This is a genomic window from Allobosea sp. GW821-FHT10B12 (assembly GCF_059415545.1).
In genome coordinates this window covers 48828-72807 of the sequence record NZ_JBWKNL010000006.1, presented here as the reverse complement: position 1 = coordinate 72807, position 23980 = coordinate 48828, and the positions used below count along the sequence as shown (strand labels likewise).

23 protein-coding genes are annotated in these 23980 nt (G+C 66.8%); 9 read left to right on the top strand and 14 right to left on the bottom strand.

The window, feature by feature from the left end:
- The first annotated feature begins 39 nt into the window (after positions 1-39).
- Entirely contained in the window at positions 40-861 is an 822-nt protein-coding gene (locus tag AC07O0_RS20455) for an AraC family transcriptional regulator (protein ID WP_494625529.1), read from the top strand.
- A gap of 77 nt (positions 862-938) precedes the next feature.
- Here AC07O0_RS20455 and AC07O0_RS20450 read toward each other — a convergent pair whose 3' ends face one another.
- From AC07O0_RS20450 to AC07O0_RS20435, 4 genes are all read right to left on the bottom strand, one after another.
- Positions 939-1856 carry a TorF family putative porin gene (locus AC07O0_RS20450; RefSeq protein WP_494625528.1) on the bottom strand — a complete coding sequence of 306 codons (918 nt, stop codon included), beginning with the start codon at positions 1854-1856 and terminating at the stop codon, positions 939-941.
- A gap of 214 nt (positions 1857-2070) precedes the next feature.
- Entirely contained in the window at positions 2071-3486 is a 1416-nt protein-coding gene (locus AC07O0_RS20445) for a L,D-transpeptidase family protein (RefSeq protein WP_494625527.1), read from the bottom strand.
- Between the two features lie 195 nt (positions 3487-3681).
- Positions 3682-4635, bottom strand: coding sequence for an acetyl-CoA carboxylase carboxyltransferase subunit alpha (locus AC07O0_RS20440; protein ID WP_494625859.1), 954 nt, complete (start codon positions 4633-4635; stop codon positions 3682-3684).
- Between the two features lie 384 nt (positions 4636-5019).
- The gene (locus AC07O0_RS20435) at positions 5020-5784 is read right to left on the bottom strand and encodes a class I SAM-dependent methyltransferase (protein ID WP_494625526.1); all 765 of its coding nucleotides are present in this window, start codon (positions 5782-5784) and stop codon (positions 5020-5022) included.
- 126 nt (positions 5785-5910) lie between these two features.
- Between AC07O0_RS20435 and gloB the strand changes: the two genes are divergently transcribed.
- The 3 genes from gloB to AC07O0_RS20420 are packed head-to-tail and all read left to right on the top strand — an operon-like array spanning position 5911 to position 7901.
- Positions 5911-6675 (top strand): hydroxyacylglutathione hydrolase, encoded by a 765-nt coding sequence (gloB, locus tag AC07O0_RS20430; RefSeq protein WP_494625525.1) that lies wholly within the window; start codon positions 5911-5913, stop codon positions 6673-6675.
- A gap of 6 nt (positions 6676-6681) precedes the next feature.
- Positions 6682-7137 (top strand): cupin domain-containing protein, encoded by a 456-nt coding sequence (locus AC07O0_RS20425; RefSeq protein WP_494625524.1) that lies wholly within the window; start codon positions 6682-6684, stop codon positions 7135-7137.
- Between the two features lie 2 nt (positions 7138-7139).
- The gene (locus AC07O0_RS20420) at positions 7140-7901 is read left to right on the top strand and encodes a GNAT family N-acetyltransferase (protein WP_494625523.1); all 762 of its coding nucleotides are present in this window, start codon (positions 7140-7142) and stop codon (positions 7899-7901) included.
- A gap of 2 nt (positions 7902-7903) precedes the next feature.
- Here AC07O0_RS20420 and yddG read toward each other — a convergent pair whose 3' ends face one another.
- Both yddG and AC07O0_RS20410 read right to left on the bottom strand, forming a co-directional pair.
- Entirely contained in the window at positions 7904-8788 is an 885-nt protein-coding gene (gene yddG, locus AC07O0_RS20415) for an aromatic amino acid exporter YddG (RefSeq protein ID WP_494625522.1), read from the bottom strand.
- Positions 8789-8979: 191 nt separating this feature from the next.
- Positions 8980-9810, bottom strand: a complete 831-nt coding sequence (locus AC07O0_RS20410; protein ID WP_494625521.1) for an alpha/beta fold hydrolase — start codon at positions 9808-9810, stop codon at positions 8980-8982.
- Between the two features lie 121 nt (positions 9811-9931).
- On the opposite strand from AC07O0_RS20410, the gene AC07O0_RS20405 reads away from it, so the two are divergent.
- Entirely contained in the window at positions 9932-10918 is a 987-nt protein-coding gene (locus AC07O0_RS20405; protein WP_494625520.1) for a GlxA family transcriptional regulator, read from the top strand.
- 33 nt (positions 10919-10951) lie between these two features.
- On the opposite strand, the gene AC07O0_RS20400 is transcribed toward AC07O0_RS20405, so the two are convergent.
- Positions 10952-12118: a pyridoxal phosphate-dependent aminotransferase gene (locus AC07O0_RS20400; protein ID WP_494625519.1), complete on the bottom strand. Its 1167-nt coding sequence runs from the start codon at positions 12116-12118 to the stop codon at positions 10952-10954.
- 44 nt (positions 12119-12162) lie between these two features.
- Here AC07O0_RS20400 and AC07O0_RS20395 point away from each other — a divergent pair, with 44 nt between their 5' ends.
- Both AC07O0_RS20395 and AC07O0_RS20390 read left to right on the top strand, forming a co-directional pair.
- On the top strand, positions 12163-12822 hold the full coding sequence (locus AC07O0_RS20395; RefSeq protein WP_494625518.1) for a GntR family transcriptional regulator: 660 nt from the start codon (positions 12163-12165) through the stop codon (positions 12820-12822).
- Between the two features lie 94 nt (positions 12823-12916).
- A complete protein-coding gene (locus tag AC07O0_RS20390) occupies positions 12917-14113 on the top strand; it encodes an MFS transporter (protein ID WP_494625517.1) in 1197 nt (398 codons plus the stop codon).
- A 24-nt stretch (positions 14114-14137) separates the two neighbouring features.
- Here the strand turns inward: AC07O0_RS20390 and AC07O0_RS20385 are convergent, their stop codons facing one another.
- The 4 genes from AC07O0_RS20385 to AC07O0_RS20370 form a co-directional block, all read right to left on the bottom strand.
- A complete protein-coding gene (locus AC07O0_RS20385; protein ID WP_494625516.1) occupies positions 14138-17275 on the bottom strand; it encodes an autotransporter family protein in 3138 nt (1045 codons plus the stop codon).
- Between the two features lie 379 nt (positions 17276-17654).
- Positions 17655-18380, bottom strand: coding sequence for an acetoacetyl-CoA reductase (gene phbB / locus AC07O0_RS20380; protein WP_454028396.1), 726 nt, complete (start codon positions 18378-18380; stop codon positions 17655-17657).
- Positions 18381-18420: 40 nt separating this feature from the next.
- Positions 18421-18636 (bottom strand): DUF1737 domain-containing protein, encoded by a 216-nt coding sequence (locus tag AC07O0_RS20375; RefSeq protein WP_454028395.1) that lies wholly within the window; start codon positions 18634-18636, stop codon positions 18421-18423.
- Between the two features lie 13 nt (positions 18637-18649).
- Entirely contained in the window at positions 18650-19828 is a 1179-nt protein-coding gene (locus tag AC07O0_RS20370; RefSeq protein WP_454028394.1) for an acetyl-CoA C-acetyltransferase, read from the bottom strand.
- 252 nt (positions 19829-20080) lie between these two features.
- Here AC07O0_RS20370 and phaR point away from each other — a divergent pair, with 252 nt between their 5' ends.
- Positions 20081-20662 (top strand): polyhydroxyalkanoate synthesis repressor PhaR, encoded by a 582-nt coding sequence (gene phaR / locus AC07O0_RS20365; protein WP_494625515.1) that lies wholly within the window; start codon positions 20081-20083, stop codon positions 20660-20662.
- 54 nt (positions 20663-20716) lie between these two features.
- Here the strand turns inward: phaR and AC07O0_RS20360 are convergent, their stop codons facing one another.
- Complete coding sequence (locus tag AC07O0_RS20360) at positions 20717-22402, bottom strand: EAL domain-containing protein (RefSeq protein WP_494625514.1); 1686 nt, start codon at positions 22400-22402, stop codon at positions 20717-20719.
- Positions 22403-22569: 167 nt separating this feature from the next.
- On the opposite strand from AC07O0_RS20360, the gene AC07O0_RS20355 reads away from it, so the two are divergent.
- Complete coding sequence (locus tag AC07O0_RS20355) at positions 22570-22785, top strand: hypothetical protein (RefSeq protein WP_494625513.1); 216 nt, start codon at positions 22570-22572, stop codon at positions 22783-22785.
- Between the two features lie 80 nt (positions 22786-22865).
- Here the strand turns inward: AC07O0_RS20355 and rpmF are convergent, their stop codons facing one another.
- Positions 22866-23051 (bottom strand): 50S ribosomal protein L32, encoded by a 186-nt coding sequence (rpmF, locus tag AC07O0_RS20350; RefSeq protein ID WP_057189713.1) that lies wholly within the window; start codon positions 23049-23051, stop codon positions 22866-22868.
- A 90-nt stretch (positions 23052-23141) separates the two neighbouring features.
- Positions 23142-23906, bottom strand: a complete 765-nt coding sequence (mtgA, locus tag AC07O0_RS20345; RefSeq protein WP_494625512.1) for a monofunctional biosynthetic peptidoglycan transglycosylase — start codon at positions 23904-23906, stop codon at positions 23142-23144.
- Positions 23907-23980 lie beyond the last annotated feature (74 nt).

Genomic DNA, 23980 nt, shown 5'->3' with positions numbered 1-23980 from the left:
TCGTGTTTCGGTCGATTTCTTTCGTGTTTGGGCCATTCGGTGAAAAAGCTGCCGCAGCAACAGGTCGATGCCCTCCATGCCGACCATCACCGCCTTCACGGCCGGGTTGCTGACTCGGATGGCGATATTCTGGTCCGCATCTCGGACAATCCGGCCGGATACAGGATTCCGCCGCACAGCCATCGCCATATCCAGCTGCTCTGCGCCTTCTCCGGCGTCGTGCTGATCGAGACCGAACGCGGCTGCTGGATGATTCCGCCGGGCCATGCCCTGCTCATCCCGGGCCGGCTGCAGCACTCCGTCGAGATGCTGAGCAATGTCAGCATCAAGTCGGTCTATCTCCTCACCGGCGATGACGACCTGACGCAGCGCATGCTCCAGGTCCTCGGCGTCACCGATCTGGCGCATGCGCTGATCACCGAGGCAATCCGCCTGAGTGACGCTCCGCCCGGCGCCCGCAAGCTCGAGCTCGTCCTGGAATTGCTGACGGCCGAGATCACCGCGCTGCCGATCCGGCCGCTCGGCCTGCCCTTCCCCGCCGACAGGCGGCTTTCCGCCCTCTGCCGCGCCTATATGGCCGCGCCATCGGTCACCGAGCGCCTCGACGACTGGGCCGCGAAGCTGGCGATGAGTCGGCGGACCTTCACACGGTTTTTCCAGCGCGAGACCGGTCTGAGCTTCGTCGCCTGGCGCCAGCAGGCCAGCCTGTTCGCCTGCCTTCCCCGGCTGGCGGAAGGCGTGCCGGTCACGCAGGTCGCCATGCTCGCGGGCTATGACAATGTGGCGGCGTTCACCACCATGTTCAGACGACGACTGGGCACAGCGCCGCGCAATTACATGAGGGCCTCGCTGGCGCGCTAGCGTCCTCACGCGCTGCCGAGCAACGGAAAAGGGCCGCCCTCGCGAGCGGCCCTCGAAACAGTCCGTGCAGCCGGCTGCTACTTCGGCGCGAAGATGCCGACGCTGCTGGCGGTGATGTCGAAGGAGAGCGTCGCCACCACGGTCGGGTTACACCACTTCGAGCGCCCCGAGCCGGAGGTGATGCCGCGCGGATCGGCGGTCAGCAGGAAGCACTCGCTCTTCGACAGGCTGGTGTCGTGATAGCGCACATCCGCCGTCAGGTTCTTCCAGGTGTAGGAGACGCCGGCGTTCCAGTAGGTGTAGTCTGGCAGGTCGGTCGGCGGCAGCGTCGACCAGATCGCGAGATTGGTGGTGCCGAGCCAGTAGCGGCCGAGCTCGCCCGAAACCGACAGGCCTTCCAGGAACGGCAGGTTGTACTTCGCCGTCACCGACGCGTAGGTACCGGTCGCACCAGTCCCGAGCCAGTCCCAGGCGTAGAAGACGTTCGCGCCGAGGATCAGCTTGTCCTCGAAATTATAGCTGACCTTGCCGTAAACCTCGGTGTAGTCGGTGTTCTTCGGCGTCCAGAACACGCCGGCCGTGTCGATATAGGCCTTCTCGCCCGGATAGTAGTACTGCCAGACGCCGAGATCGACGGTGACCGGCCCGAACTTCGGCCGGATACCGCCGTAGAAGTCGATCTCTGCCGGCGGGCTGGTCGCCAGGTCGACATTCGAGGCGTAGACGCCGACATAGAACAGATTGTCGTAGATCTGCAGCTCGGCGCCGCCCTGGATCGCCGGCTTGCGGTCAGTCTGCGAGATGCCGCGGAAATTATAGTCCGTCATGCCCTTCACGCTGACGGCGATGTCGAACCAGGTGATGCTGGGCGGCGCGGGAACAGGCGGGGCCCCCTTGCGGCTCGGCAAATCCGAGGCGAGCGCCGCGCCCGAAACCGTGAGCGCCATCGAAAGCGCAAAGCCCGTCAGCAAGCCGGAAGTTTTCAAGGCAGCCATTGCGAACTCCATCAAGGTCCCTGCATGATTCTCGTCATGCATTCGCCATGATTAAGCCGGCGCGGGCACAAAATCGGCAAGGCGAGGTTTTTTGCAACCTGCCCGCGCGATGGGCAATACTGGCGGATTTCGCTGTTTAGACGCCTAGAAAAGCGCCCGCGGCCATTGCTGGCCGCGGGCGTGACTTTTTTACATCAGGTGACTGTCGAGCCGCTCAGCGCACAGCGGGCTGACTCGCATAGGAGGCGTCTGGCTGCAGCTGCGAAGTCCGCAGCGTCGAGGAGCGGCGCGGCGGCAAGGGCGCGGTCACCGTCTGCGGGCTCTCCGGCACGGTCGAAGCGATCGGCGCCTGCTCCTTAGGCTCGGAGGAGCCACCGAGCAACGGCACGAAGCTCAGCGCCCGCTGGTAGAAGGAGGGCTGCGCCGGCTCGGCCGCAGCCGTCTGGATCGGCGCGGGCGTCGCGGCGCCAGCCGTCACCTTGGCGACCTGCGTCGCCGCATCGCTCGCCGGCTTGGCGGCAGGCTGGGCAGCGGCAGGCTTTGCCGGTGCGGCGGCGACCACGGGCTTGGCCTCCTCCGCCTGCGCGCTGCTGACAGCGGCGAGCACGGCTTCATTCTCAGCCGATTCGGCCCTGACGGTCGCCTTGGTGCGACCCTTGTCGTCGAGCACGACGACCCGTGGGCCGATCAACGAGTCGACGCGGCTGATGCCGACATCGCGCGAGCCCCAGGCAACCGACCTGTTCATCGAATCGGCGCCGGACTGGGCCAGCATGCGCTTGAACGAGGAATGCTGGTCGCCGTCGTCATAGATCAGCTTGATCGCCGGCGTGCCCTTCGAGACGAGCGCCGCAACCTGGATCTCGTCCTGCTGGCGTTTCTCGGCCACCGCCTGCGTCACCGACGCGTCGACCTGACCGCCATCGCGATTGAAGGCGTAGCGCCCACCGGCCACGGAGATCGACGGTTCGTCCTTGGCCACCTCGAAGAAATCAGAGCCTTCCTTCAGGTTCTTCCAGAAGGCGATGTTCGGGTCGAGCCGGTGCTTGGCGAGGTTCTCCGGCGTCATCCGGAAGGGGAAAGCCTGCATCTGCACGGCCTTCTGCCCGCCATTCTGGGCTTCGCGCACCAGGGCATAGAGCTCGCCGATCTGGTCGTCGGTCATCGAGTAGCAGCCGGCCGAGGAGCAGGCGCCATGCACCATCAGATGCGCGCCGGTGCGGCCATGTGAGCGATCATAGGCGTTGGGATAGCCCATGTTGAATGAGACGTAATAGGACGAGTTCGGGTTCATCTGCGCCGGGGTGATGGCGTAGAAGCCTTCCGGCGCCATGCGGTCGCCCTCGCGCACCTTCGGCCCGAGCTGACCCGACCAGCGGCACATCGGGAAGGTCTTGAGCAGGGCGTACTTGCCGTCGGCGCGCTTCTTCCAGATCTCGAGCTCCGACTCCTTCTTGTAGGAGCGAATCAGGATGGGCTGGCTCTTGCTCATGCCCTTCTCGGACATCAGCGTGTAGGTCGCGGACGGAATCGGGATGTTATGGCGCGCGGAGCCGCGATAGCGCTCCTCTTCGCAGGCTGCCAAAGTGAGGCCAAGGAGCGCCGCCAGCGCGAAATGTCTCACAGCCACGTCGTCAATCCCATCTCGCGCGGACGCGTCAAGCCGACAATTCACCACGCAACAAGGCCAAATTATGCCCGTTGCCCGGTTGTAGGACCGTTAGCCTTGACCGTTCCTTACCACAGGGGCTCCGCAGATGGCCATATGGTGAAGCCACGGTAAAGCCCCTGCCCGGCCGAGTGCGCACTTGCGCACAAATCCCGATTACAGTGCCCGGCCGATCGCCAGATATTTTTCCGCCCGCCGATCGATGATCTCGTCACCGCTGAGGCCGGCGAGGTCCGAGAGCGCCGCCTCGATTGCAGCGCCAGCCCGTTCGATCGCAGCCTGGGGATCGCGATGGGCGCCGCCGGTCGGCTCGGTGACGATCCTGTCGATCACGCCGAAGCGCAGCAGGTCCTGCGCGGTGATCTTCATGCCGGTCGCGGCGTCCTGTGCCCGGGTCGTGTCGCGCCAGAGGATCGAGGCCGCGCCTTCCGGCGAGATCACCGAATAGATCGCGTGCTCCAGCATCAGCACCTTGCTGGCGGCGGCGATGGCGATCGCTCCGCCGGAACCGCCTTCGCCGATCACCAGCGCGACGCTCGGCGTGCGCAGGGCAAGGCAGGTCTCGGTCGAGCGCGCGATTGCCTCGGCCTGGCCGCGCTCCTCGGCCTCAATGCCGGGATAGGCGCCGGCTGTATCGATGAAGCTCAGCACCGGCAGGCCGAACCGGTCCGCCAGTTCCATCAGGCGCACCGCTTTGCGATAGCCCTCGGGCTTAGGCATGCCGAAATTGTGCCGGATGCGGGTCTCGGTCGAGTTGCCCTTCTCCTGGCCCATCACGCAGACCGGCTCGCCACGGAAACGGCCGAAGCCGCCGACGATCGCCTCGTCCTCGCCGAAGGCGCGATCGCCGGCGAGCGGGGTGAACTCGTCGATCAGTGCCGAGCAATAATCGAGGAAATGCGGGCGCTGCGGATGGCGTGCCACCAGCGTCTTCTGCCAGGGCGTAAGGGCGCCATAGAGGTCCTTCAGCGCCTGGGACGCCTTGGCCTCGAGCTTGCCGATCTCCTCGGCGAGCGAATAGCCGTCGCCCTTGCCGTCGAGCGCGCGCAGTTCATCTGCCTTCGCCTCCAATTCGGCAACCGGCTTTTCGAAATCGAGATAGCTTCGCATCGACATCCAGATCAGGTCCCGCTTCCCGGGGGAAAAACACGCCGGCCCGAGGCCGCGGTGACGGAACGGTCAAAAAAGGCGGCGGACCTTGGCCGCGCCCCGGTGAAATTGTCAACCCGCTGGCATCTTAGAGCCTCTAACAAAACCTGGACCTATCTGGACGCCGGCAATTCGTCCATTCCGCCAGGAGCAGCGCGCAGCCGATACCGTTGGTATCGGCAAGCGATGCGACGCCGCGGGTGGGCGAATTCCCGGCGCCGGAGGTGTGCCTTGGAGGGCCGCCTGCTGCGTCGGACCGACTTGCCGATATCAAAGGATATCGGCTGCACGCTCCTCCTGGCATTCGGCTCCTCCAAGACCCATCCAGATAGGTCCAGGCTTTTGTTAGAGGCTCTTAGCCTCATCCTGCCGCGGCAGGCGGCTCGAAGGATGGCCTTGCGGCAGCAGCACCGGCCGGAAGGCGAAGCTGCGCCGCGTCGCGCGCAGGGGAGCACGCCGGTAGAACTGCTTGGTCGCGTCGATGACGTAGACGCCGGCGAAGGGCAGCGACAACCCGGCGCCGACCTTCTCCCAGGCCATGGCCGAGCGCATGAACAGACGCCGGCGCAACGGCGGCACATAGAGCGCCTCGGCCCAGTGCTCGGGCGAGAACATGGCGCGGCGCATCAGCGCCTCGATCTGCGAGCGGCTGAACGGCCTTCCATGGCCGAAGGGCGTCGTATCCATCCGCGCCCATAGGCCGCGCCGGTTCGGCACGACGACGATCAGGCGCCCGCCCGGGCTCAGCACGCGCGAGATCTCCTCGAGCAGGTCTTCCGGACTCTCGGTCTCTTCCAGCGCGTGCACCATCAGCACGCGGTCGACCGAGGCTGTCGGCAACGGCAGCAGCGTCGGCTCGACCAGAGCGGAAGCCGAGAGGCCTGGCGAAGGCCAGTTCACCACGCCCTGCGCCGCCGGCATGAAGGCGATGACGCGCTCCGCCTCGCCGCCGAGCAGCGGCAGATAGGGCGTCGCGAATCCAAGGCCCAGCAGGCGCTGGCGCCGGCAATCGGGCCAGAACTTCAACATCACCTTGCCGACGACCCGGCGCGCCACGTGCCCGAGCGGGCTGGCATAGAAGCTGCGCAGGTCGACGACGTCCAAGGCCATACTGACGGAGATGGCGCAGCGCCGGCGCGAGCGCAAGGGCAAGCCGCAAGGCGAAGCCTGGTGTCTTGCTACAGACGCCGGCTTGCTTCAATCAGGCGTCTCGACTGCCGATTGCCGGAGCTTCCCATGCCGCTCGACATCCATGTCTTCCGCACGCTCAGCGACAATGCCGGCGCGCTGCTGCGCGACCCAGGCACAGGCGCCTGCGCCACCGTCGACGTTCCCGATGCCGGCGAGGTGCTCGCCGCCGCCAAGGCCAAGGGCTGGACGATCAGCCAGGTGCTGGTGACGCATGAGCATGCCGACCATGTCCAGGGCATCGCCGCGCTGAAGCAGGCGACCGGCGCCAAGGTGTTCGCGCCGGAGGCCGCACGCTCCGGCGCCCCGGTCGACGTGGTCCTCAGCGAAGGCGACCACGTCTCGGTCGGCGGCTACGACTTCGAGACCTGGGCGACGCCCGGCCATGCCGAGGGCCATGTCAGCCTCGTCAGCCGGAAAGCGAAGCTCGCTTTGGTCGGCGACGTCGTCTTCGTCATGGGCTGCGGCCGGGTGATGCCTGGCCGGATGGAGGCGATGTGGACCTCGCTGTCGCGGGTCATGGCGCTGCCGGATGCCACCACGCTGATCACCGGCCACGACTACACGCTCTCTAACGCCCGCTTCGCAGCCGCCATGGACCCGAGCAACGCCGCCGTCGCGGCGCGCCTCGCCGAGGCCGAGGCGGCCAAGGCTGAAGGTCGCTTTTGGGCCGTGAGCACGGTCGGCGAGGAGAAAGCGACCAACCCGTTCTTCCGTGCCGGCGAACCTGCGCTCGCTGCGACGCTCGGCATCGTCGGCAAGCCGGCCGGCGAGATCTTCGCCGCGCTGCGCGAGGCCAAGAACAGGTTCTGATCCGCGATGAGCACGTTGAACGGTCTCAGCGCCGCCGAGGTCATCCGCCTGCTCGAGCTGAAGCCCCATCCCGAGGGCGGGCACTATCGCGAGACCTTCCGCGATCCCGCCGGCCCGGAGGGGCGCGGCTTCTCGACCGCGATCTACTATCTGCTCGATGTCGGCGAGACCTCGGAATGGCATCGCGTCGATGCTGCCGAGATCTGGCACCATTATGCCGGCGCACCGCTGGTGATCACGCTCTCGCCGAATGGCCATGACGCCTCGGCCCATCATCTCGGCACGGATCTCGCTGCCGGTCAGCGACCGCAGATCGTCGTGCCGGCCGGCCACTGGCAAAGCGCGACCTCGCTCGGCGCCTGGACGCTGGTCGGCTGCACGGTCGCGCCGGGCTTTGCCTTCTCCGGCTTCGAGATGGCGCCGCCGAACTGGCGGCCGACGCCACGCCCAGCCGGAGGCTGACCATGGACAAGCCCGTCACGGATATGGCGCTGGTCGCGGCCTGCGAGACCCGCATCGTCAACGCCTGGCCGGCGCCGACCGCCCTCGTCGTCGACCAATGGGTGGTGCGCTTCGCCAATGGCTATTCCGGCCGCGCCAACTCCGCCTCCTCGCTGCGCGAGGGCGGCGACATGGACGAGGCGACGCTGGCCTTCGTCGAGGGCCTCTATCGCCAGGCCGGCCTGCCACCCCGCATCCGCTTCACCCCGCTGGTGGCCGAAGGCGCCCGCCAACGTTTCGCCGAGCGCGGCTACCGCATCGAGACCGCCTCCTTCGGCATGGCCGCAGAGCTCGATCCAAGCCTGCACCCGCCCATCGCGGGCATGGTCACGACCGCGCAGGCGGACGATGCCTGGATCGACGGCGTCTGCAGCCACCAGACCGGCAACAAGCGCAACCGCGAGCATCTGTCCGCGATCGTCTCCGGCGTGCGCGTCCCCGCGGCCTTCGCGACCCTGATGCATGAAGGGCGCCCCGCGGCCTATGCGATGAGCGTCGCCGAGCGCGGCATGGCCGAGATCGGCGCGGTGATCGTCGACGAAGCGCTGCGCGGCAAGGGCCTCGGCAAGCAGCTGATGCTCGGGCTGATGGGCTGGGCCGCGGCGCAGGACTGCAGCCTCGCCTATCTCCAGGTCGACCAGAGCAACGGCCTCGCCTTCGAGATGTACAAGCGGCTCGGCTTCCGCACGGTCTACGCCTACGAGACGCGGATTCTCGACATCTGATCCTAGCTGCCGACCGCCTTCGGCGCAGCGCTCCGTCCCGCCGGACCGAAGCTCGCAACCAGCGCGCCGACGACGATCAGTACGCAGGACACGGCGAGCAGCCAACTCGCCGGCGCATAGCCGGCGATGACCAGGATCACGGTCGAGAGCACGGGCGCCGCATAGGAGGCGACGCCGAGAAAGGCGACATCGCCCTTCTTCATGCCGATATCCCAGCAGATGAAGGCGAGGCCGATCGAGCCGAGGCCGAGGCCGAGCACGCCGCCCCATTCGACCGCGCTCGGCGCCCACAAGGTCGTCTCGAAAGCGAGATGGCAGGCGAAGGCCGGAATGGCGCAGCCGAGCATGGTGATAGCAAGGCTCTCGGACGGCACCCCAGCGAAGCGCCGCGACAGCACCGAATAGCTCGCCCAGATGAAGGCGCCGAGCGCCGCCAGCACATGGCCGAGCTTGATCCCCGCGCCCGAGCCGAGGCTGCCGGAGATCAGCAGCGCCGTCGCGGCAAGGCCGATCAGCGCCCCGACGAGATGGCGAGCTTTGAGCGCGCCACCCGGCAGCAGCGCCGCGAACAGCACGATCAGCAGCGGCCAGAGATAATGGATCAGATTGGCCTCGGCCGCCGGCGCGGTCTTCACCGCGGCATAATAGAGCGCAGTGTCGCCAAACGGCCCGTAGAGCCCGAGCAGGAAGGAAGCCGGCGTCGGCCGCGCCAGATGCAGGCGCCCCCGCAGCGCTGCGATCGCCAGCACCAGCACGCCGCCAATGACGAAAGTCATGCCGACGAGCTGGAAGGGCGGTACCCGTCCGGACATGGCGGTGAACAGCGCCAAGGTCGACCAAAGCAGGATCGCGACGGAACCGGTCGCGGTGGCTGTGCGGGAGGTCATCGGGGCAAACTTCAGAATTGCGGCTGGACACCCGTTAAGCGCTACACCGCGCCATCACCAGCCCTTCGCCGCCCGCCATTGGCATCCCGTCCCGAGTCTCATGCAAAATACTGCCGGCAGGCCGCTGTAGCGGTCGCGCCGGCAGTCCTGTCGGGGCAAAGGGAGGCCGATGGCTCGACCTCCACGCCGCCTCAGCCCTTGATGAAGGCGAGCAGGTCGGCGTTGATCACGTCGGGATGGGTGGTGCACATGCCGTGCGGCAGGCCGGCATAGGTCTTCAGCGTGCCGTTCCTGAGCAGCTTGACCGCGAGCGGGGCGGAGTCGGCATAGGGGACGATCTGGTCGTCGTCGCCATGCATTACCAGCACCGGAACCTCGATCTTCTGGAGATCCTCGGTGAAGTCGGTCTCGGAGAAGGCCTTGATGCAGTCGTAATGCGCCTTGGCGCCGCCCATCATGCCTTGCCGCCACCAGTTGTCGATGATGCCCTGCGAGACCTTCGCACCATCACGGTTGAAACCGTAGAACGGGCCGGTGGGGATATCGACATAGAACTGGGCGCGGTTGGCGACGAGCGCAGTGCGGAAGCCATCGAAGACCTCGATCGGCAGGCCGCCGGGGTTCTTGTCTGACTTGACCATGACCGGCGGCACCGCCCCGATCAGCACCGCCTTGGCGACGCGGCCGGGCTCGGCGCGGGCGACATAATGAGCGACCTCGCCGCCGCCGGTGGAATGGCCGATATGGATGGCGTTCCGAAGGTTGAGATGGGCGGCGAGCTCGGCGACGTCGGCGGCGTAGGTGTCCATCTCGTTGCCGGTCGCGGTCTGGCTCGAACGGCCATGGCCGCGGCGGTCATGCGCGATCACCCGGAAGCCCTGATGCAGGAAGAACAGCATCTGGTTGTCCCAGTCGTCGGCGCTCAGCGGCCAGCCATGGTGGAAGACGATCGGCTGCGCCTCCTTCGGGCCCCAGTCCTTGTAGAAGATTTCGGTGCCGTCCCTGGTGGTGATCGTGCTCATCTGTCGCTTCCTTCGGCTTCCGGGCGGCAGGAGCGTCGCCCTTCGATGTGGACGGTTATAGGCGGGGCAATGCATGCTGCCGCTTGGCGGAACCGACAATCAGCGGGGCAAAACTGACAGCATGACGACAGGTAAGCAGATTGTCGCAGAGATCGGGCTCCTGCTCTATCCCGACGTGCAGCTCGCGGCCGTCTACGGCCTGACCGATCTGTTCCGGATCGCCGGCGAGATGAGCCGGGAGCGCGCCGGCCCGCAGGCGCCCGCGATCCGCGTCAGCCATTGGCGCCAGGCAGCGGAGGGCGCCGATGTCGACTGCGTCTTCGACAGCCATCCCGGTCCCATGCACGACCCGAGCCACCTGATCGCGCCGCCAAGCCTGATCATGCCGGCCAAGATGCAGAAGATGGACGGCCTCGCGACCTGGCTGGCCGAGCGCCATGGCGAGGGCGCGACGCTGTGCTCGGTCTGCGCCGGCGCCTTCCTGCTCGGCGAGGCCGGGCTGCTGGAGGGCCGCGAGGCGACGACGCATTGGGCGTTCGCCAAGGAACTGGCGGCCCGCTTTCCGGCTGCGAAGGTCGATACCGACCGCATGGTGATCGACGATGGCGACCTCATCACCGCCGGCGGCATCCTGGCCTGGACCGATCTCGGCCTGACGCTGGTCGAGCGCCTGCTCGGACCGAGCGTGATGCTGGAGACCGCGCGCTTCCTGCTGATCGATCCACCCGGACGCAGCCAGCAGCCCTATGGCCATTTCGTGCCGCGGCTCGACCATGGCGACGCGGCGATCCTGAAGGTGCAGCACTGGCTGCAGGCGAGCGGCGCCCGGGATCACGATGTACCGGCGCTGGCGAAGCGAGCAGGCCTGGAGGAGCGCACCTTCCTGCGCCGCTTCCGCAAGGCGACGGGCCTGCGGCCAACCGAATACGCCCAGCAGGTCCGCATCGCGAAGGCGCGCGAGGCGCTGGAACTGAGCCGCCGCCCGGTCGCGCAGATCGCCTGGGATGTCGGCTACGAGGACGCCTCGGCCTTCCGCAAGCTGTTCCAGCGCATCACCGGGCTTGCCCCGGCCGATTATCGCCGCCGCTTCGGTGTCGCCGTCGCCTGAACGCGCAGCCGACCTCGCTGATAGAGCGAGCTGCTACAGGCGGAGCGCCGCGCAGACGCGGCCACCAAGCCCGCGCAGGCGTCCGACCGGCTCGTTGGCATAGACGAAGCGGATATATTGCGCGCCATGCGTCTCGCCCCAGCCGGCCATGGCGGTGGCGCAGACGCCCTGCTCCAGCAGCCGCTCCGACATCGTCGCACCGTCCAGTCCGAAATCCGAGACGCGCAGCAGCAGCGACCAGCCGCCACCGGGGACACCGACCGGCAGGCCCCGCAACTCTTCGAGCACGCAATCACGCCGCGCCTGCAATTCGTCGACATAAGGCGCCAGCGTGGTCGCGGAATTCTCCAGCGCGGTCGCGACCGCGTCTTGCCCGATGCCGACCGGCACCACGACATTGGCGAGCGAGACGGCGACGAGATCGGGCATGAACGCCTCCGGCGCAATGATCCAGCCGACCCGCCAGCCGATCATGCGCAGCTCCTTCGCCGACGAGCCGACCGTGATCGTCCGCTCCGCCATGCCCGGCAAACCGGCCGGATGCAGCATTGGCCTGCCGTCGAAGACCAGCCGCTCCATCGCGGTATCGACGATCAGCAGCAGGTCATGCGCGACGCAGAGCTCGGCGACGAGGGCCCAGTCACCAGCGTCCAGGCACCCGCCTGAGGGCATCGAGGGCGACATCAGCAGCATCGCCGTGGTCTTCGGCCCGATGCTGGCGCGCAACGCTTCACGGTCCAGACGCCACTCGCCGCCCGGCTCGAAGACGAAAGGCGTGAAGCGCAGCATGCCGCCCGCGAGCCGCACCCGGTTGATCAGCCCGGCATAGGTCGGATCGGTGACGATTACCTCGTCGCCGACTTCGATCGTCGCCAGCAGGACATTGAGGATGCCGGAGAGGCCGCCGGCGGAAATCACGCAGTTGCGCTCGCCGCTATAGCTCACGCCGGACACCGCCGAGACATGCCGCGCCGCGACCTCGCGCAAACGCGCCTGGCCGACGAAGGGCAGATAGCTGTTGTCGGCATCCTCGCTGGCGGCTTGGACCGTGCGTGCGATCGCCGCGGGATCGGGAGGGATGTCAGTGTCGAGATTCTCCAGCCGCAGGAAATCCTTGCCGGAAGCGTCGGCGATTGATCCCATGCGGTCGACGCCGATTCCGGCGATATGGCGCAGGCGGGCAGGACGAGGGCGCGACATCTTGATACCTCATTTCATATATTATCTATGAAATCATACGAGCCATGAGCTTTCAAGACGAGAACGAAGCCGGCGCCTCGCTGACCAGCCGCATCGCTAGAAGCCTGTCGCAGCGCATCCTCACCGGAGCGCTGGCGCCGGGAGCTGCCGTGCGGCAGGACCATGTCGCGGCCGAGTTCGGCGCCAGCCATGTGCCGGTGCGCGAGGCCTTCCGCACACTGGAGGCGCAAGGCCTGCTCGTCAGCGAGCCGCGCCGAGGCGTTCGGGTCGCGCCGCTGGAGCCGGAGCTGGTGCTGGAGGTGACGGCGATGCGCGCCGCGCTGGAGGTCCTAGCCTTGCGCCGCGGCTTCCCGAGGCTCGCGGCAGCCGATCTGCAGGAAGCAGCGTCAGCAATCGCCGAATCCGAAGCGAGCGCGGCGGCCCTGGTCTGGGAGGCGGCCAATCGCCGTTTCCATCTCGCGATCACAGCCCCCTGCGGCATGCAGCGCTTGCTGGCAACGATCGCAGACCTCCAGCGGACGAGCGCGCGCTTCCTGTTCGCGACCTGGCAGAAGCTCGACTGGCAACCGCGCTCGGAGGCTGAGCACCAGCAGATCCTCGCCGAACTCCGGGCGGGCCGGATCGAGCCCGCTGCACGGGCGCTCGAAACACACATCCTGGACGCGGGCGAAGCGCTGGCGGCGAAGCTGCTGGCATCGCCCTGACGCAGCTTCGGCGCGCGCGTGTGCGATAGCGGCCATGCAACCCGCGCGCCGTGCAGCGATTGACCGCGCCCGCGCGCAAGCGCATGCGTGCGCCATGACCACGCTCCCTCTGCCGACCGCCGCCCGCCCGCTGATGCCGGTCCTGGCGGCGCTCAGCGTCGCCCATCTGCTCAACGACCTGATCCAGTCGATGATCCCGGCGGTCTATCCGCTGATCAAGGAGACCTATCAGCTCGACTTCGTGCAGATCGGCCTGATCACGCTGGCCTTCCAGGTCACTTCCTCGCTGCTCCAGCCGCTTCTCGGCTACGTCACCGACAAGAAGCCCTGGCCCTATGCGATGGTCGCCGGCATGGGCGCGACGCTGGCCGGGCTGCTCTCGCTCGCCTTCGCCCACAGCTATCCGATGGTGCTGGTCGCCGCGGCGCTGGTCGGCACCGGCTCGGCCGTCTTCCACCCCGAGGCGACCCGCATGGCCCGCCATGCCGCTGCCGGACGGCAGGGACTGGCGCAGGGCGTGTTCCAGGTCGGCGGCCATGTCGGCTATGCGACCGGCCCGCTGCTCGCCGCTGCCGTCGTGGTGCCGAACGGCCAGCAGAGCCTGTCCTGGTTCTCCGGCATCGTGCTCGTCGCCATGCTGCTGATGGCCTGGATCGGCTCGCGTTACACCGCTTTCCGCCGCGAGCAGGTCGCCTCGAAAGCCCATGCAGACGACGTTGCCTCGCATGGCATGCCGCGCGGCCGCGTGCTGCTCGCCATGGCGGTGCTGATCGTCATCCTGTTCTCGAAGAACGCCTATACGGCTTCCTTCACCTCCTATTACACCTTCTATCTGATCGAGCGCTTCCAGGTCTCGCTGCAGCTCTCGCAGATCCTGCTCTTCGTCTACCTCGTCGTCGGCGCCGTCGGCGTGATCATCGGCGGCATGATCGGCGACCGCATCGGCCGCCATCGCGTAATCTGGCTGTCGATCCTGGGCTGCCTGCCTTTCGCGCTCGCTCTGCCCTATGCCGACCTCACCTGGACCGCGATCCTCAGCGTGATCATCAGCTTCATCATGGCGAGCGCCTTTTCGGCGATCCTGATCTACGCGATCGACCTGGCGCCGCACCGTGTCGGCCTGGTCGGCGGGCTGTTCTACGGCCTCGCCTTCGGCCTTGGCGGTCTGGCCGCCGCAGCGCTCGGTGCACTCGCCGACAAGATCGGCATCGTCCAGGTCTTCTCGCTCTGCGCCTGGCTGCCGGCCTTCGGCCTACTCACCTTCCTGCTGCCGAAAGGCGCGCGCAGCTGAGCAGCTTGCGCCGCCTCGCGCACCTCACCAGGTGACGCGCAGTCCGAGATTGCCGCGCACGCTGTGGCCCTTGTCGTCGCCGAGTGCCGTCACATAGCCGCCCGTCGCGTAGAGGCTGACATTGGCGGAGAGCTTGGCGACCACGCCGCCGCCGACCTCCAGCGAGCTTCCCTTGAACCGCGTCGGGATCACGTCGGTCGCATCGAACAGGATTTTGTCGGTGCGGCTGAAGTTGTGCCAGAGATTCGCCGTCAGATAGGGCTGGAGCTCGGCGGAGCCCCATAGGACGTTCGTCTGCAGACGGGCGCCGACCCGGCCGGTCAAGCTGTCGCCATTGTCGAACGAGACCGCCGAGAAGCGATCCTGCGTCCGGTCGAGCGACAAATGCTGCCAGATCAATTGCGCCTGCGGCTCGAGGGTGAACCCTGCTCCGAGCGCGATCGGGTAGCCGCCTTCCAGCGAGGCTGTGACCGACGTACCCCCGATATCGCCGCGCACGCCGCGATCGGAGCGGGCGTCGCCATCGTGCCAGCTGTGCATCACCACGGCGTCGACATACCAGCCCGTCGGGCCCAGATGCGTCCAGTAGGCGCCGAGGCTCTTCGCATCGAGGTTGAGCTTGCCGGTCGGGCTGCGCTGCTGGCCGATGGCGAAGCCGCGAATGTCGCCCTCGGCGCGACCATAGCCGAAGAACAGGCCGAACCGGTCGCGATGACCGCTCGGGCGATCGATCCCGTAGATATCGAGACCGGTCTGGAGCCCCCAGATACGGCCGTCGAACTCCGGATCGACGGCTCCCGACCAGCGCTGTTCCATCCGCTCGCCGAAGACACGCCCCCAACCCGCAGCGAAACTGCCTTGCGCGTTCAGCAGGCCCTGCTCGCCGCGCCGCTGATGAAAGGTGCCGAGCGTCGCGACGCCGAGGCGCCGTGCCATCGCCGGAACGGCGGCATAAGCGGCGACCTCCGGCCGATACAGTGGAATGGGGTCCGAGCCCGCGGGCACATCGGGCAAGGCCGGCGAGCCGGGCGCTGCTTCCGTATCCGAGCCTCCCGTCTCCGCTACGACCGTGTTGCGCAGATACCAGTTCTCGCTCGATCCGCCGGTGGTGCTGCCATGGAACAGGACATACTCGTAGGCGCCGGCCGCGACTGGTCCTGCCAGCGAGAAGGCGGTCGCACTTGTCGTCCCGCCATTGGTCGCTTCGACCACCAGGATGCCGTCACCGATGGTCGCGCCGCCGGGGCCGCCGACATTGCTGATCGCGAGCCGTGAGGTTCCGCTCGCCGTACCGCCATTGATGACCAGCAGATCCGAAGGCGAGCCGTCGCCCCCGAGATAGGTGTTGAGCGCGACGGTACCGCCCTGCCCGACATAGCTGGAGACGGTCAGCCTATTGCCGATGCCGGCACCGCCAACCTTCGCAAGGCTGGCATTGGTCAGAGTGCCCGCGATCGTGAAGTTGCCCTTGCCAGCGCCCGCAAAGGCCGCGACCGCGTCAGCCACCGCGATGGTGCCATTATTCGTCACCGAACCGGCGACGCGGCCATAGCCCCCGAGAGTCGCTCCTGCCGCGACCGTGACAGGGCGGCCGCCCGCCAGCGCCGCGCCGCGATTGGCCGCATCGCCGATGGCGAGCGTGCCCGCCGTGACGCTCGTCGCGCCAGTGTAGGTGTTGACGCTGGTCAGCACAGTCGTGCCGGAGCCATCATGCCTGAGGATGCCACTCCCCGAGATCGTTCCAGTGAAGGTCACCAGATCGGAGCGGTTGAAGGCGAGTGTGCCATGGTTCGTAACATCGCCGACGATACTGCCGCTCGTACCGCCGGCGCCGAGCTGCAGCGTTCCCTCTGTGATGGTGGTGCCGCCGGTATACGTGTTGGTGCCGGTCAGGATAGTCGTCCCGGAGAACGTCTTGATGACCCCTCCCGAGCCGCTGATGGTACCGGAATATGTGCCGATGTCAGTCTGAAGGAAGCGCACGTTTCCGTTGTTGGTGACGGTCGGCGTGATGCTTTGAGCCGGCCCCTCGAGCATTCCGCCGGAATCGACGATCATCTGCCCGGTGTAGCCGGAATTGTCCCCGATCAGCCGCAGCACGCCCTGTTGCACGTTCACGACCTGGAAATCGGTCAGCGAGCCGCTCAGCGTCCATGTGCCGTTTTCGATCTTGTTCAGCCGTTCGAAGCCTCTGATGAGGCTGGCATCCATTGCAGGAGGGCCGCCCCCGGCGAGCACCAGCAGATCGTTCCCGGCTCCGCCAGTTATCTGCTGCGTCGGCGAGACCGTGGCATCGATCAGACGACGCAGCGTCGCGACATCATCACCATCGCCCATGTCGATCAGACCGCCGATCGCGCCGCCCCCCTGCCAGAGGAAGGTGTCGTTGCCGGTGCTCATCCGGATCTCGCCGCCGATCGCGCCACCGGTCACGGTGACGCTGTCGGTGCCGCCGCTGACGCTGATATTGCCGCCGATCGACCCTCCCGAGACCGTGATCGTGTCGTTGCCGAAGGCGGTCACCAGATTGCCGATGATGCGGCCGCCCGACATGTTGAAGATGTTATTGTCCAGCTTCATGTCGACGCGGCCGATCGTGCCGCCGGTCATCGTCGCGACGTCGCCGTCCTCGAAGGCGCCGACGATGGTGCCCCCGGTCATCAGGAACGTGTCGCGCTGGTCGCCCTGAGCCAGCGAACCGATCGTGCCACCATTCATGATGAAGCTGTCGATGCCAGACCCCTGATTGACGGCACCCGTGACCGTTCCGGCATTGACCTCGAAGAGGTCGGCGCCCGCTCCGGTGGTAACGCCGCCGGTTACCGTGACAGTGCTGCCGCCCGGCAGCGTGATCAGGCTGGTGCCCGCGGTGTTCGCGTAGTTCGCGATCGTTCCGCCGCCGAGCGTCACGGTCTTGGTGCCGGCCCCGCCGGTGATGCCGCCGCTATAGGTGCCGCTGTTGACGGTGAGCGTGTCGTTGCCGGCCTGGAGATCGACGGGAGCCACAGTCGGATTAGGCGCGGTACCGGCGTCGCAGACGACAACGTCGTTGCCGGCGCTGGTCGCGCCGCAGCCGGCCAAGGCGAGATCTGTGTGGAATGCGAAGACGACCAGTGAAGAGGTCGACAGCAATGCGAGACAGCGCGCGCTTGCAGGCGTCAATGGCTTCCCCCCTTTTTCTGGGCCGCATGCGTTGAGCAGCCTGCTGGACCTCGCGTGCATAAACGAAAGGCGATCGACAATCGCTTCTCGATAGTCGAAGCGATTCCCGACTCTTGGTCCAGCGAAGTTTCGACGGGATGATTAAGGGAGAATTAACGGACTCAGGCCCGCGTGAGATCCCGCAATACGGGGAAGACTCTGGAATATTTAAATTTTTAAGCCTGTCTCAATCCTGGTTCGACCTAACTCGAATTGCGCTCGGGACATAGCCGGATTGCACGCATTTGAAATATGAAGCCCGGGAAAGCGCGGCCAGATTGCGCTGGCCGCAACGAAGTGTGGCCGCCACGTCGCATGCGGCGTGGCGGAGTTAAAGGCTTCAGGCCATGAACTGGCCGCCATTGGCGGAGAGCGTCGAGCCGGTGATGAAGCCAGCATCGTCACTGGCCAGGAACACCACCGCCCGCGCGATCTCCTCGGGCTCGCCAAGGCGCCCGACCGGGATATGCGGCAGGATCGACTTCTCGATCACGGCCGGGTCGATCGCCTTGACCATCTCGGTCGCGATGTAGCCGGGGCAGATCGCGTTCACGGTGATGCCGGCCCGCGCGCCCTCCTGCGCCAGCGCCTTGACGAAACCGATGTCGCCGGCCTTGGCGGCGGAGTAGTTGACCTGGCCCATCTGGCCCTTCTGGCCGTTGATCGACGAGATGCAGATGACGCGGCCGAACTTGCGCGAGCGCATGCCCTCCCAGACCGGGCGAGTCATGTTGAAGAGCGAGTTGAGGTTGGTGTTGATGACCGCGTCCCACTGCTCCTTGGTCATCTTGTGGAACATGCCGTCGCGGGTGATGCCGGCATTGTTGACGAGCACGTCGACCGGCCCGAGCTCGGCCTCGACCTTGGCGATGCCGGCGACGCAAGCCTCATAGTTCGAGACGTCCCATTTATAGGTCTTGATGCCAGTCTCCTGAGTGAACTTGGCCGCAGCCTCGTCATTGCCGGCATAGCTCGCCGCGACGTTGTAGCCGGCGGCCTTCAACCCTTTCGAGATCGCCTCGCCGATACCGCGTGATCCCCCCGTAACCAATGCAACCTTAGCCATCGTCGCCTTCTCCCTCTTAGACGCGGCTATGAAGGCCGCGTTATTCTTTGCTGAGATCGAGACCGGGCTCGTAAGCCCGATCGACATCCTTGATGATCGCCTGGCCGCAGATCACCCGCCCCGCCTTCTCGTCATAAGTCAGGGTCGGGTGCCCATAGAGGATCCAGCCCCGGCTCAACGCTTCCGAGACCCGATGACAGAACGAGGCGTCATCGGGGCCGGTGAGATAGCGGTAGAGCGTGGTCTGTTTCGGCATGGCGGAAAGCGGCTCAGCGCTCCACCGCGAGAGCGATACCCATGCCGCCGCCGATGCAGAGCGTGGCGAGACCCTTCTTGGCGTCGCGCTTGGCCATTTCGTGCAGCAATGTCACCAGCACGCGCGCACCGGACGCTCCGATCGGATGGCCGATCGCGATCGCGCCGCCATTGACGTTGACGATCTCGGGATCCCAGCCGAGATCCTTGTTCACCGCCAGCGCCTGCGCCGCGAAGGCCTCGTTGGCCTCGACAAGCTGGAGATCGCCAACCTTCCAGCCGGCCTTCTCCAGCGCCTTGCGCGTCGCCGGGATCGGGCCCGAGCCCATGATCGCCGGATCGACGCCGGCCGTGGCCCAGGAGGCGATGCGGGCGAGCGGGGTCAGGCCGCGCTTGCTGGCTTCCTTTGCCGTCATCAGCACGAGCGCGGCGGCGCCATCATTGATGCCCGAGGCGTTGCCGGCGGTCACGGTGCCGTCCTTCGAGAAGGCGGGCCTCAGCTTGGCCATCGCCTCCAGCGTCGCGCCGTCGCGGATGTATTCGTCGGTGTCGACGACGATGTCGCCCTTGCGCGTCGAGATCGTGATCGGCGCGATCTCGTCCTTGAAGCGGCCAGCCTTCCTGGCCGCCTCGGCCTTGTTCTGCGAGCCGACGGCGAAGCGGTCCTGCTCTTCGCGGCTGATCTGCCATTTGGTCGCGACGTTCTCCGCCGTGGTGCCCATATGGTAGCCGTGGAAGATGTCCCAGAGGCCGTCCTTGATCATCGTGTCGATGAACTTGACGTCGCCCATCTTGGTACCCGCGCGCATATGGGCGGCATGGGCCGAGAGCGACATCGATTCCTGGCCACCAGCGACGATGATGTTGGCATCGCCATTGGCGATCTGCTGCATGCCGATCGCGACCGCGCGCAGGCCGGAACCACAGACCTGATTGAGGCCCCAGGCGGTCGCACCCTGCGGCACGCCGGCGTCGACCGCGGCCTTGCGGGCCGGATTCTGGCCCTGCGCCGCGGTCAGCACCTGGCCGAGGATGACCTCGTCGACCTCGCCGGCCTCGACCTTGGCGCGCTTCAGGACGTCCTTGATCACCGCCGCGCCGAGATCGTGAGCCGGCGTGTTGGCGAAGGCCCCGTTGAAGGCGCCGACCGCCGTGCGCGCGGCGCCGACGATCACGATGTCATTCTCAGCCATGGGGCTCGTCCTCCGGTTCATTCCCGCCGGCCACACGGCCGGGCGGCTTGTCCAGCCCACCTTCGAAGCGCAAAACGACGCCGTCAAGACGGCTAAGCGACCAAGCTCATCTTCGAGGCAAACTCGGTGCAGTCCCGTCTTGCGCTCAAAAAACTTGCAGCGGGCCGCCGAAGAGTTATCGTCCCTTTTGGGACCGTTCTCCGGCCTTGCCCGATCCCTGGGTTATGGCCGCAACAAGCCGCGTGGGTGTCGATGGCCAGCGACAAAGAACCGACTGTCATCAAGAAGTACGCCAACCGCCGGCTATACCATACGGGTACGAGCTCCTACGTCACGCTGGAGGATCTGGCCGGGCTGGTGCGCAAGGGCGAGGATTTCGTCGTCTACGACGCCAAGAGCGGCGAGGACATCACCCGCTCGGTGCTGGCCCAGATCATCTTCGAGGAAGAGAGCAAGGACGGGCAGAACCTCCTGCCGATCACCTTCCTGCGCCAGCTGATCCGCTTCTACGGCGACAGCATGCAGGCCCTGGTGCCGCGCTATCTCGAATTCTCGATGGATAATCTGACGCAGGACCAGAACAAGATCCGCGAGCAGATGAGCAAGGCCTTCGGCACTGGCGCCATCGACGCGCTTCAGGCTCAGACGCGCGCCAACATGGCGATGTTCACCGAGGCGTTCAGGCTGTTCAATCCGTTCGCGGCGGCAGCCGCGACGAAAGCCCGCGGCGAAGCTGCGGCTCCGGCCCAGGGCGAAAGCGGCGAGCTCAGCAACCTCAAGCGCGAGCTCAACGAGATGCGTGAGCGACTCGACAGGCTGGCCAAGGACAAGTGACGCGGCGCAGCCTGCGCCGGCCAGCCGGCGGCGCGACAGGCTGACGAGAAGACGTCAGCCCGTTGCCTGCAGAGGTGCCGCGGCACCTGCGAGCCATAGCTCGGCCTTGCCGACCAGATGCCCCTGCAGATAGGTGACGCCCCAGTCGCAGAGCATGGAGGCCTGCAGCTCGTCGTCGACCCATTCGGCGACCGTCTCGACCCCGAGATGATGGGCCAGTTCCAGCAAGGTGCGCACGAAGAAGCGGTCGTCGGTCGAGCGCCTCAGATTCTGCGTGAACGCGCCATCCAGCTTGAGGATGTCGATCGGGAAGGCGCGCAAGTGCCTGAGCGAGGTGTGCCCCGCCCCGAAATCGTCGATCGCAACCCGAGCGCCTCGCTGCTTGATTCGCATCAGCAGCTTTGCCATTCGGGCCGGATCCTCGATCGTCGCGGTCTCGGTGACTTCGATGATCAGGCGCTTCGCGGCGGCAGGCTGTGCCCCGGCGCTGGCTTCGAAACCGTCGATCCAGTCCGCCTCTGCCAATGTGCGAGGCGATACGTTGATCGAGAGCACGGCCTCCGGCTGGTCCGCCAGATACGTCATGGCGAGCTCCAGCACGCGATGGTCGAACAGGCTCACCAGGCCCCGTCTTTCGAGCAGGGGCACCAGTTCCGCGGCGGCCAGGAAGCCGCCTTGCGGACGCTCGACCCGCAGCAGTGCTTCGTTGAAGGCGAGCGCGCGGCCCTTCGCCGTCACCACCGGCTGGAAGGCCAGCCTCACCTTGCGCTCGTTGAGCGCGGCGACCGCCTCGAGATCGAGCCGCTGCACAGCTCCGCCGGCTTCAGCGACGGCTGGCCGGCGGGCGATCACCGCCGTGTCGAGCGCCCTCGCCTCGGCCCCGGCGAGCGCGTTCTCAGCGGCTTTGACCAGCACCGAGCCGTGGCGGGACAGATCCGGGGCGATGGCAGCGCCGACGCGCAACCGCGTCAGCGCGATCCCGCGCGAGGTCTCGACCGCCGAGCGCGCTACCGCCTTGATGAAGCGTTGCGCCGCGGCCTCGATCTGGTTCGCCGGGCAACCGCCGAGCAGGATGGCGAAACGGTTGCCGGCATAATGCATCAACTGATCGCGGCGGCGCATCACCGAGTGCAGGCGCTGCCGCACCTCTTCGATGATTTCTTCAGTCCCCTCGTGACCGAAATCGGCGTTGAGGCGCGAAAGCTCGCCGATCGCCGCGACCAGCACGGCCACGGAGCGTTCCGCCGGCAGGTGCTCAGCCAGAGCCTCGTCGACGCGCTCGACCAGGACGTCGCGGTCGCAGAGATCGGTATCGGCCGAAGCGAGCTCGTCAGGCCGCACCGCGCGCTCCAGCCTGAGCACGCCACGCGCCCGTGCCGGGCGGCCATCGATGCCGGCGAACCAGCGCCCGGCATCCTCGATCCACATCTTGCGGCCAGCGAGATCGGCGGCGTAGCGCGTGCGATAGATCGCACCGTCACCGAGATCGTGCCCACCCGAGGAGAAGATCGCGTCATAGCGGCTGCGACCGCTGCCGGGCTCGACCAGCCCGGCAAAGGACAGGCCGCGTTCCAGCACTGCCGCCGGCACCGGCCCCAGCACCTCGGCCGCATTCGGGCCCCAGCTCAGCGTATCGCTGCCGATATCCCAGCTATAGGCGACTTCACCGATCGAGGAGAGCAGGCTGCGCGGCTCGACGATCCTCTCGTCGCGGGAACCGAACAGGGACGGCGCAGGCATTTTGCGACTGCCTCGGGCGACGGGTGGAAAAACCGCCCCGTTCTGGTTGCGGGATCACAGGGAATTGTCCCGAAACGATGCATGAACTTGCATTAATGGCCGGTTAAAGCCGGCGCCCGGATTGCAGGAATTGGCTCCCGAACCCCCAGATGTTCCGGAGCAGCACGATGGTCGACCCAGAACGGCCCGAGGCAGCCTTCGATCGCCAGGAGGAACGCACCACCTGCGTCTCCGCCGCCTTCCTTGTCCAGCTCGCCGCCAGCCATGCCGGGATCGGCCCGTTCGCTCGCCGCGACCGCGAAACGCCATTCATTGGCGCCCGCCGCTATTATGAAGGGCTCGCGAGCCGGGGCCTGCCCCGAAGACTCCTGCGTTCGGCCTGACCCCCAAACGAAAAAGGCCGGCCTTGCGGCCGGCGCTCTTCGGTCTTGAAGACTTGAAGGCCCTAACGGGCCCCGCCGCATCAGGCCTCGGTCTTGGCCTTCAGCACCTGACGGCCGCGATACATGCCGGACTTCAGGTCGATATGGTGCGGACGGCGCAGCTCGCCCGAGTTCTTGTCTTCGATATAGGTCGGCTGCTTCAGCGCGTCGGCCGAGCGGCGCATGCCGCGCTTCGACGGCGAAGTCTTTCTCTTCGGAACGGCCATCGGTACTCTCCATCATGCCTTCGCGCCAGGCGGGGCATTTCACCCGCACCACTGTCGCGACGACGTCACATTCGTGATGAGGGCTGGCCTTTACACGCTCATGCGCGCTCTGGCTAGACCATGCTGCGGAAAAAATGGCGCCAGCGCGCTCGCCCCCGTCGGAAGCGCACAGTTTCCCAGCGGCCCGAGCTGGTTCATCCGCCGTTGCACTCGCCCGGCGGCGGCCTGCAAGGCCCGGCTCGGCCGCGACGGATTGCGCAGGATCGGGTTCGGCAGCGCTCCGGCGAGGCGCGCGGCCTCCGCCGGCGTCAAGCGCGAGGCCGGTTTGCCGAAATGGCGCTGGGCCGCAGCTTCCGCCCCAAAGATGCCGTCGCCCCATTCGGCGATGTTGAGATAGACCTCGATCACGCGCCGCTTCGGCCAGGCGAGATCGATCGCCAGCGCCATCGGCAGCTCCATCCCCTTGCGCAGATAGGAGCGGCCCGGCCAGAGGAAGAGGTTCTTGGCCGTCTGCATGGTCAGCGTCGAAGCGCCGCGGCTCGGCCCGTCCTCGTCCTGCAGCACGGCGTTGAGCTCGCCCCAATCGACGCCGGCATGCGAGCAGAAGCGCTGGTCCTCCGAGGCGATCACGGCCCGGATCAGGTGCGGCGAGATCTGCGAGAGCGGCACCCAGTCTCGCTCGACCGCGCGGAAGGTCAGCCAGCGCCCCAGCATCAAGGTCGAAGGCGCCGGCACGAAACGATAGAGCAGCAGCAGGGCCAGGAAGACGAGCGCCAGCACCATCGCCAGCCGGACCAGCACACGGACGATCCGTCCCGCGAGACTCCCGCGTCGCGGAGCCGGATTGTCAGCCATGCGCGTCATTCCCCCACGCTTGACGATCGCAGCCGCCTCCGGCAAGCCCCGCGCGCCAAACTTCGGCCAGCCAA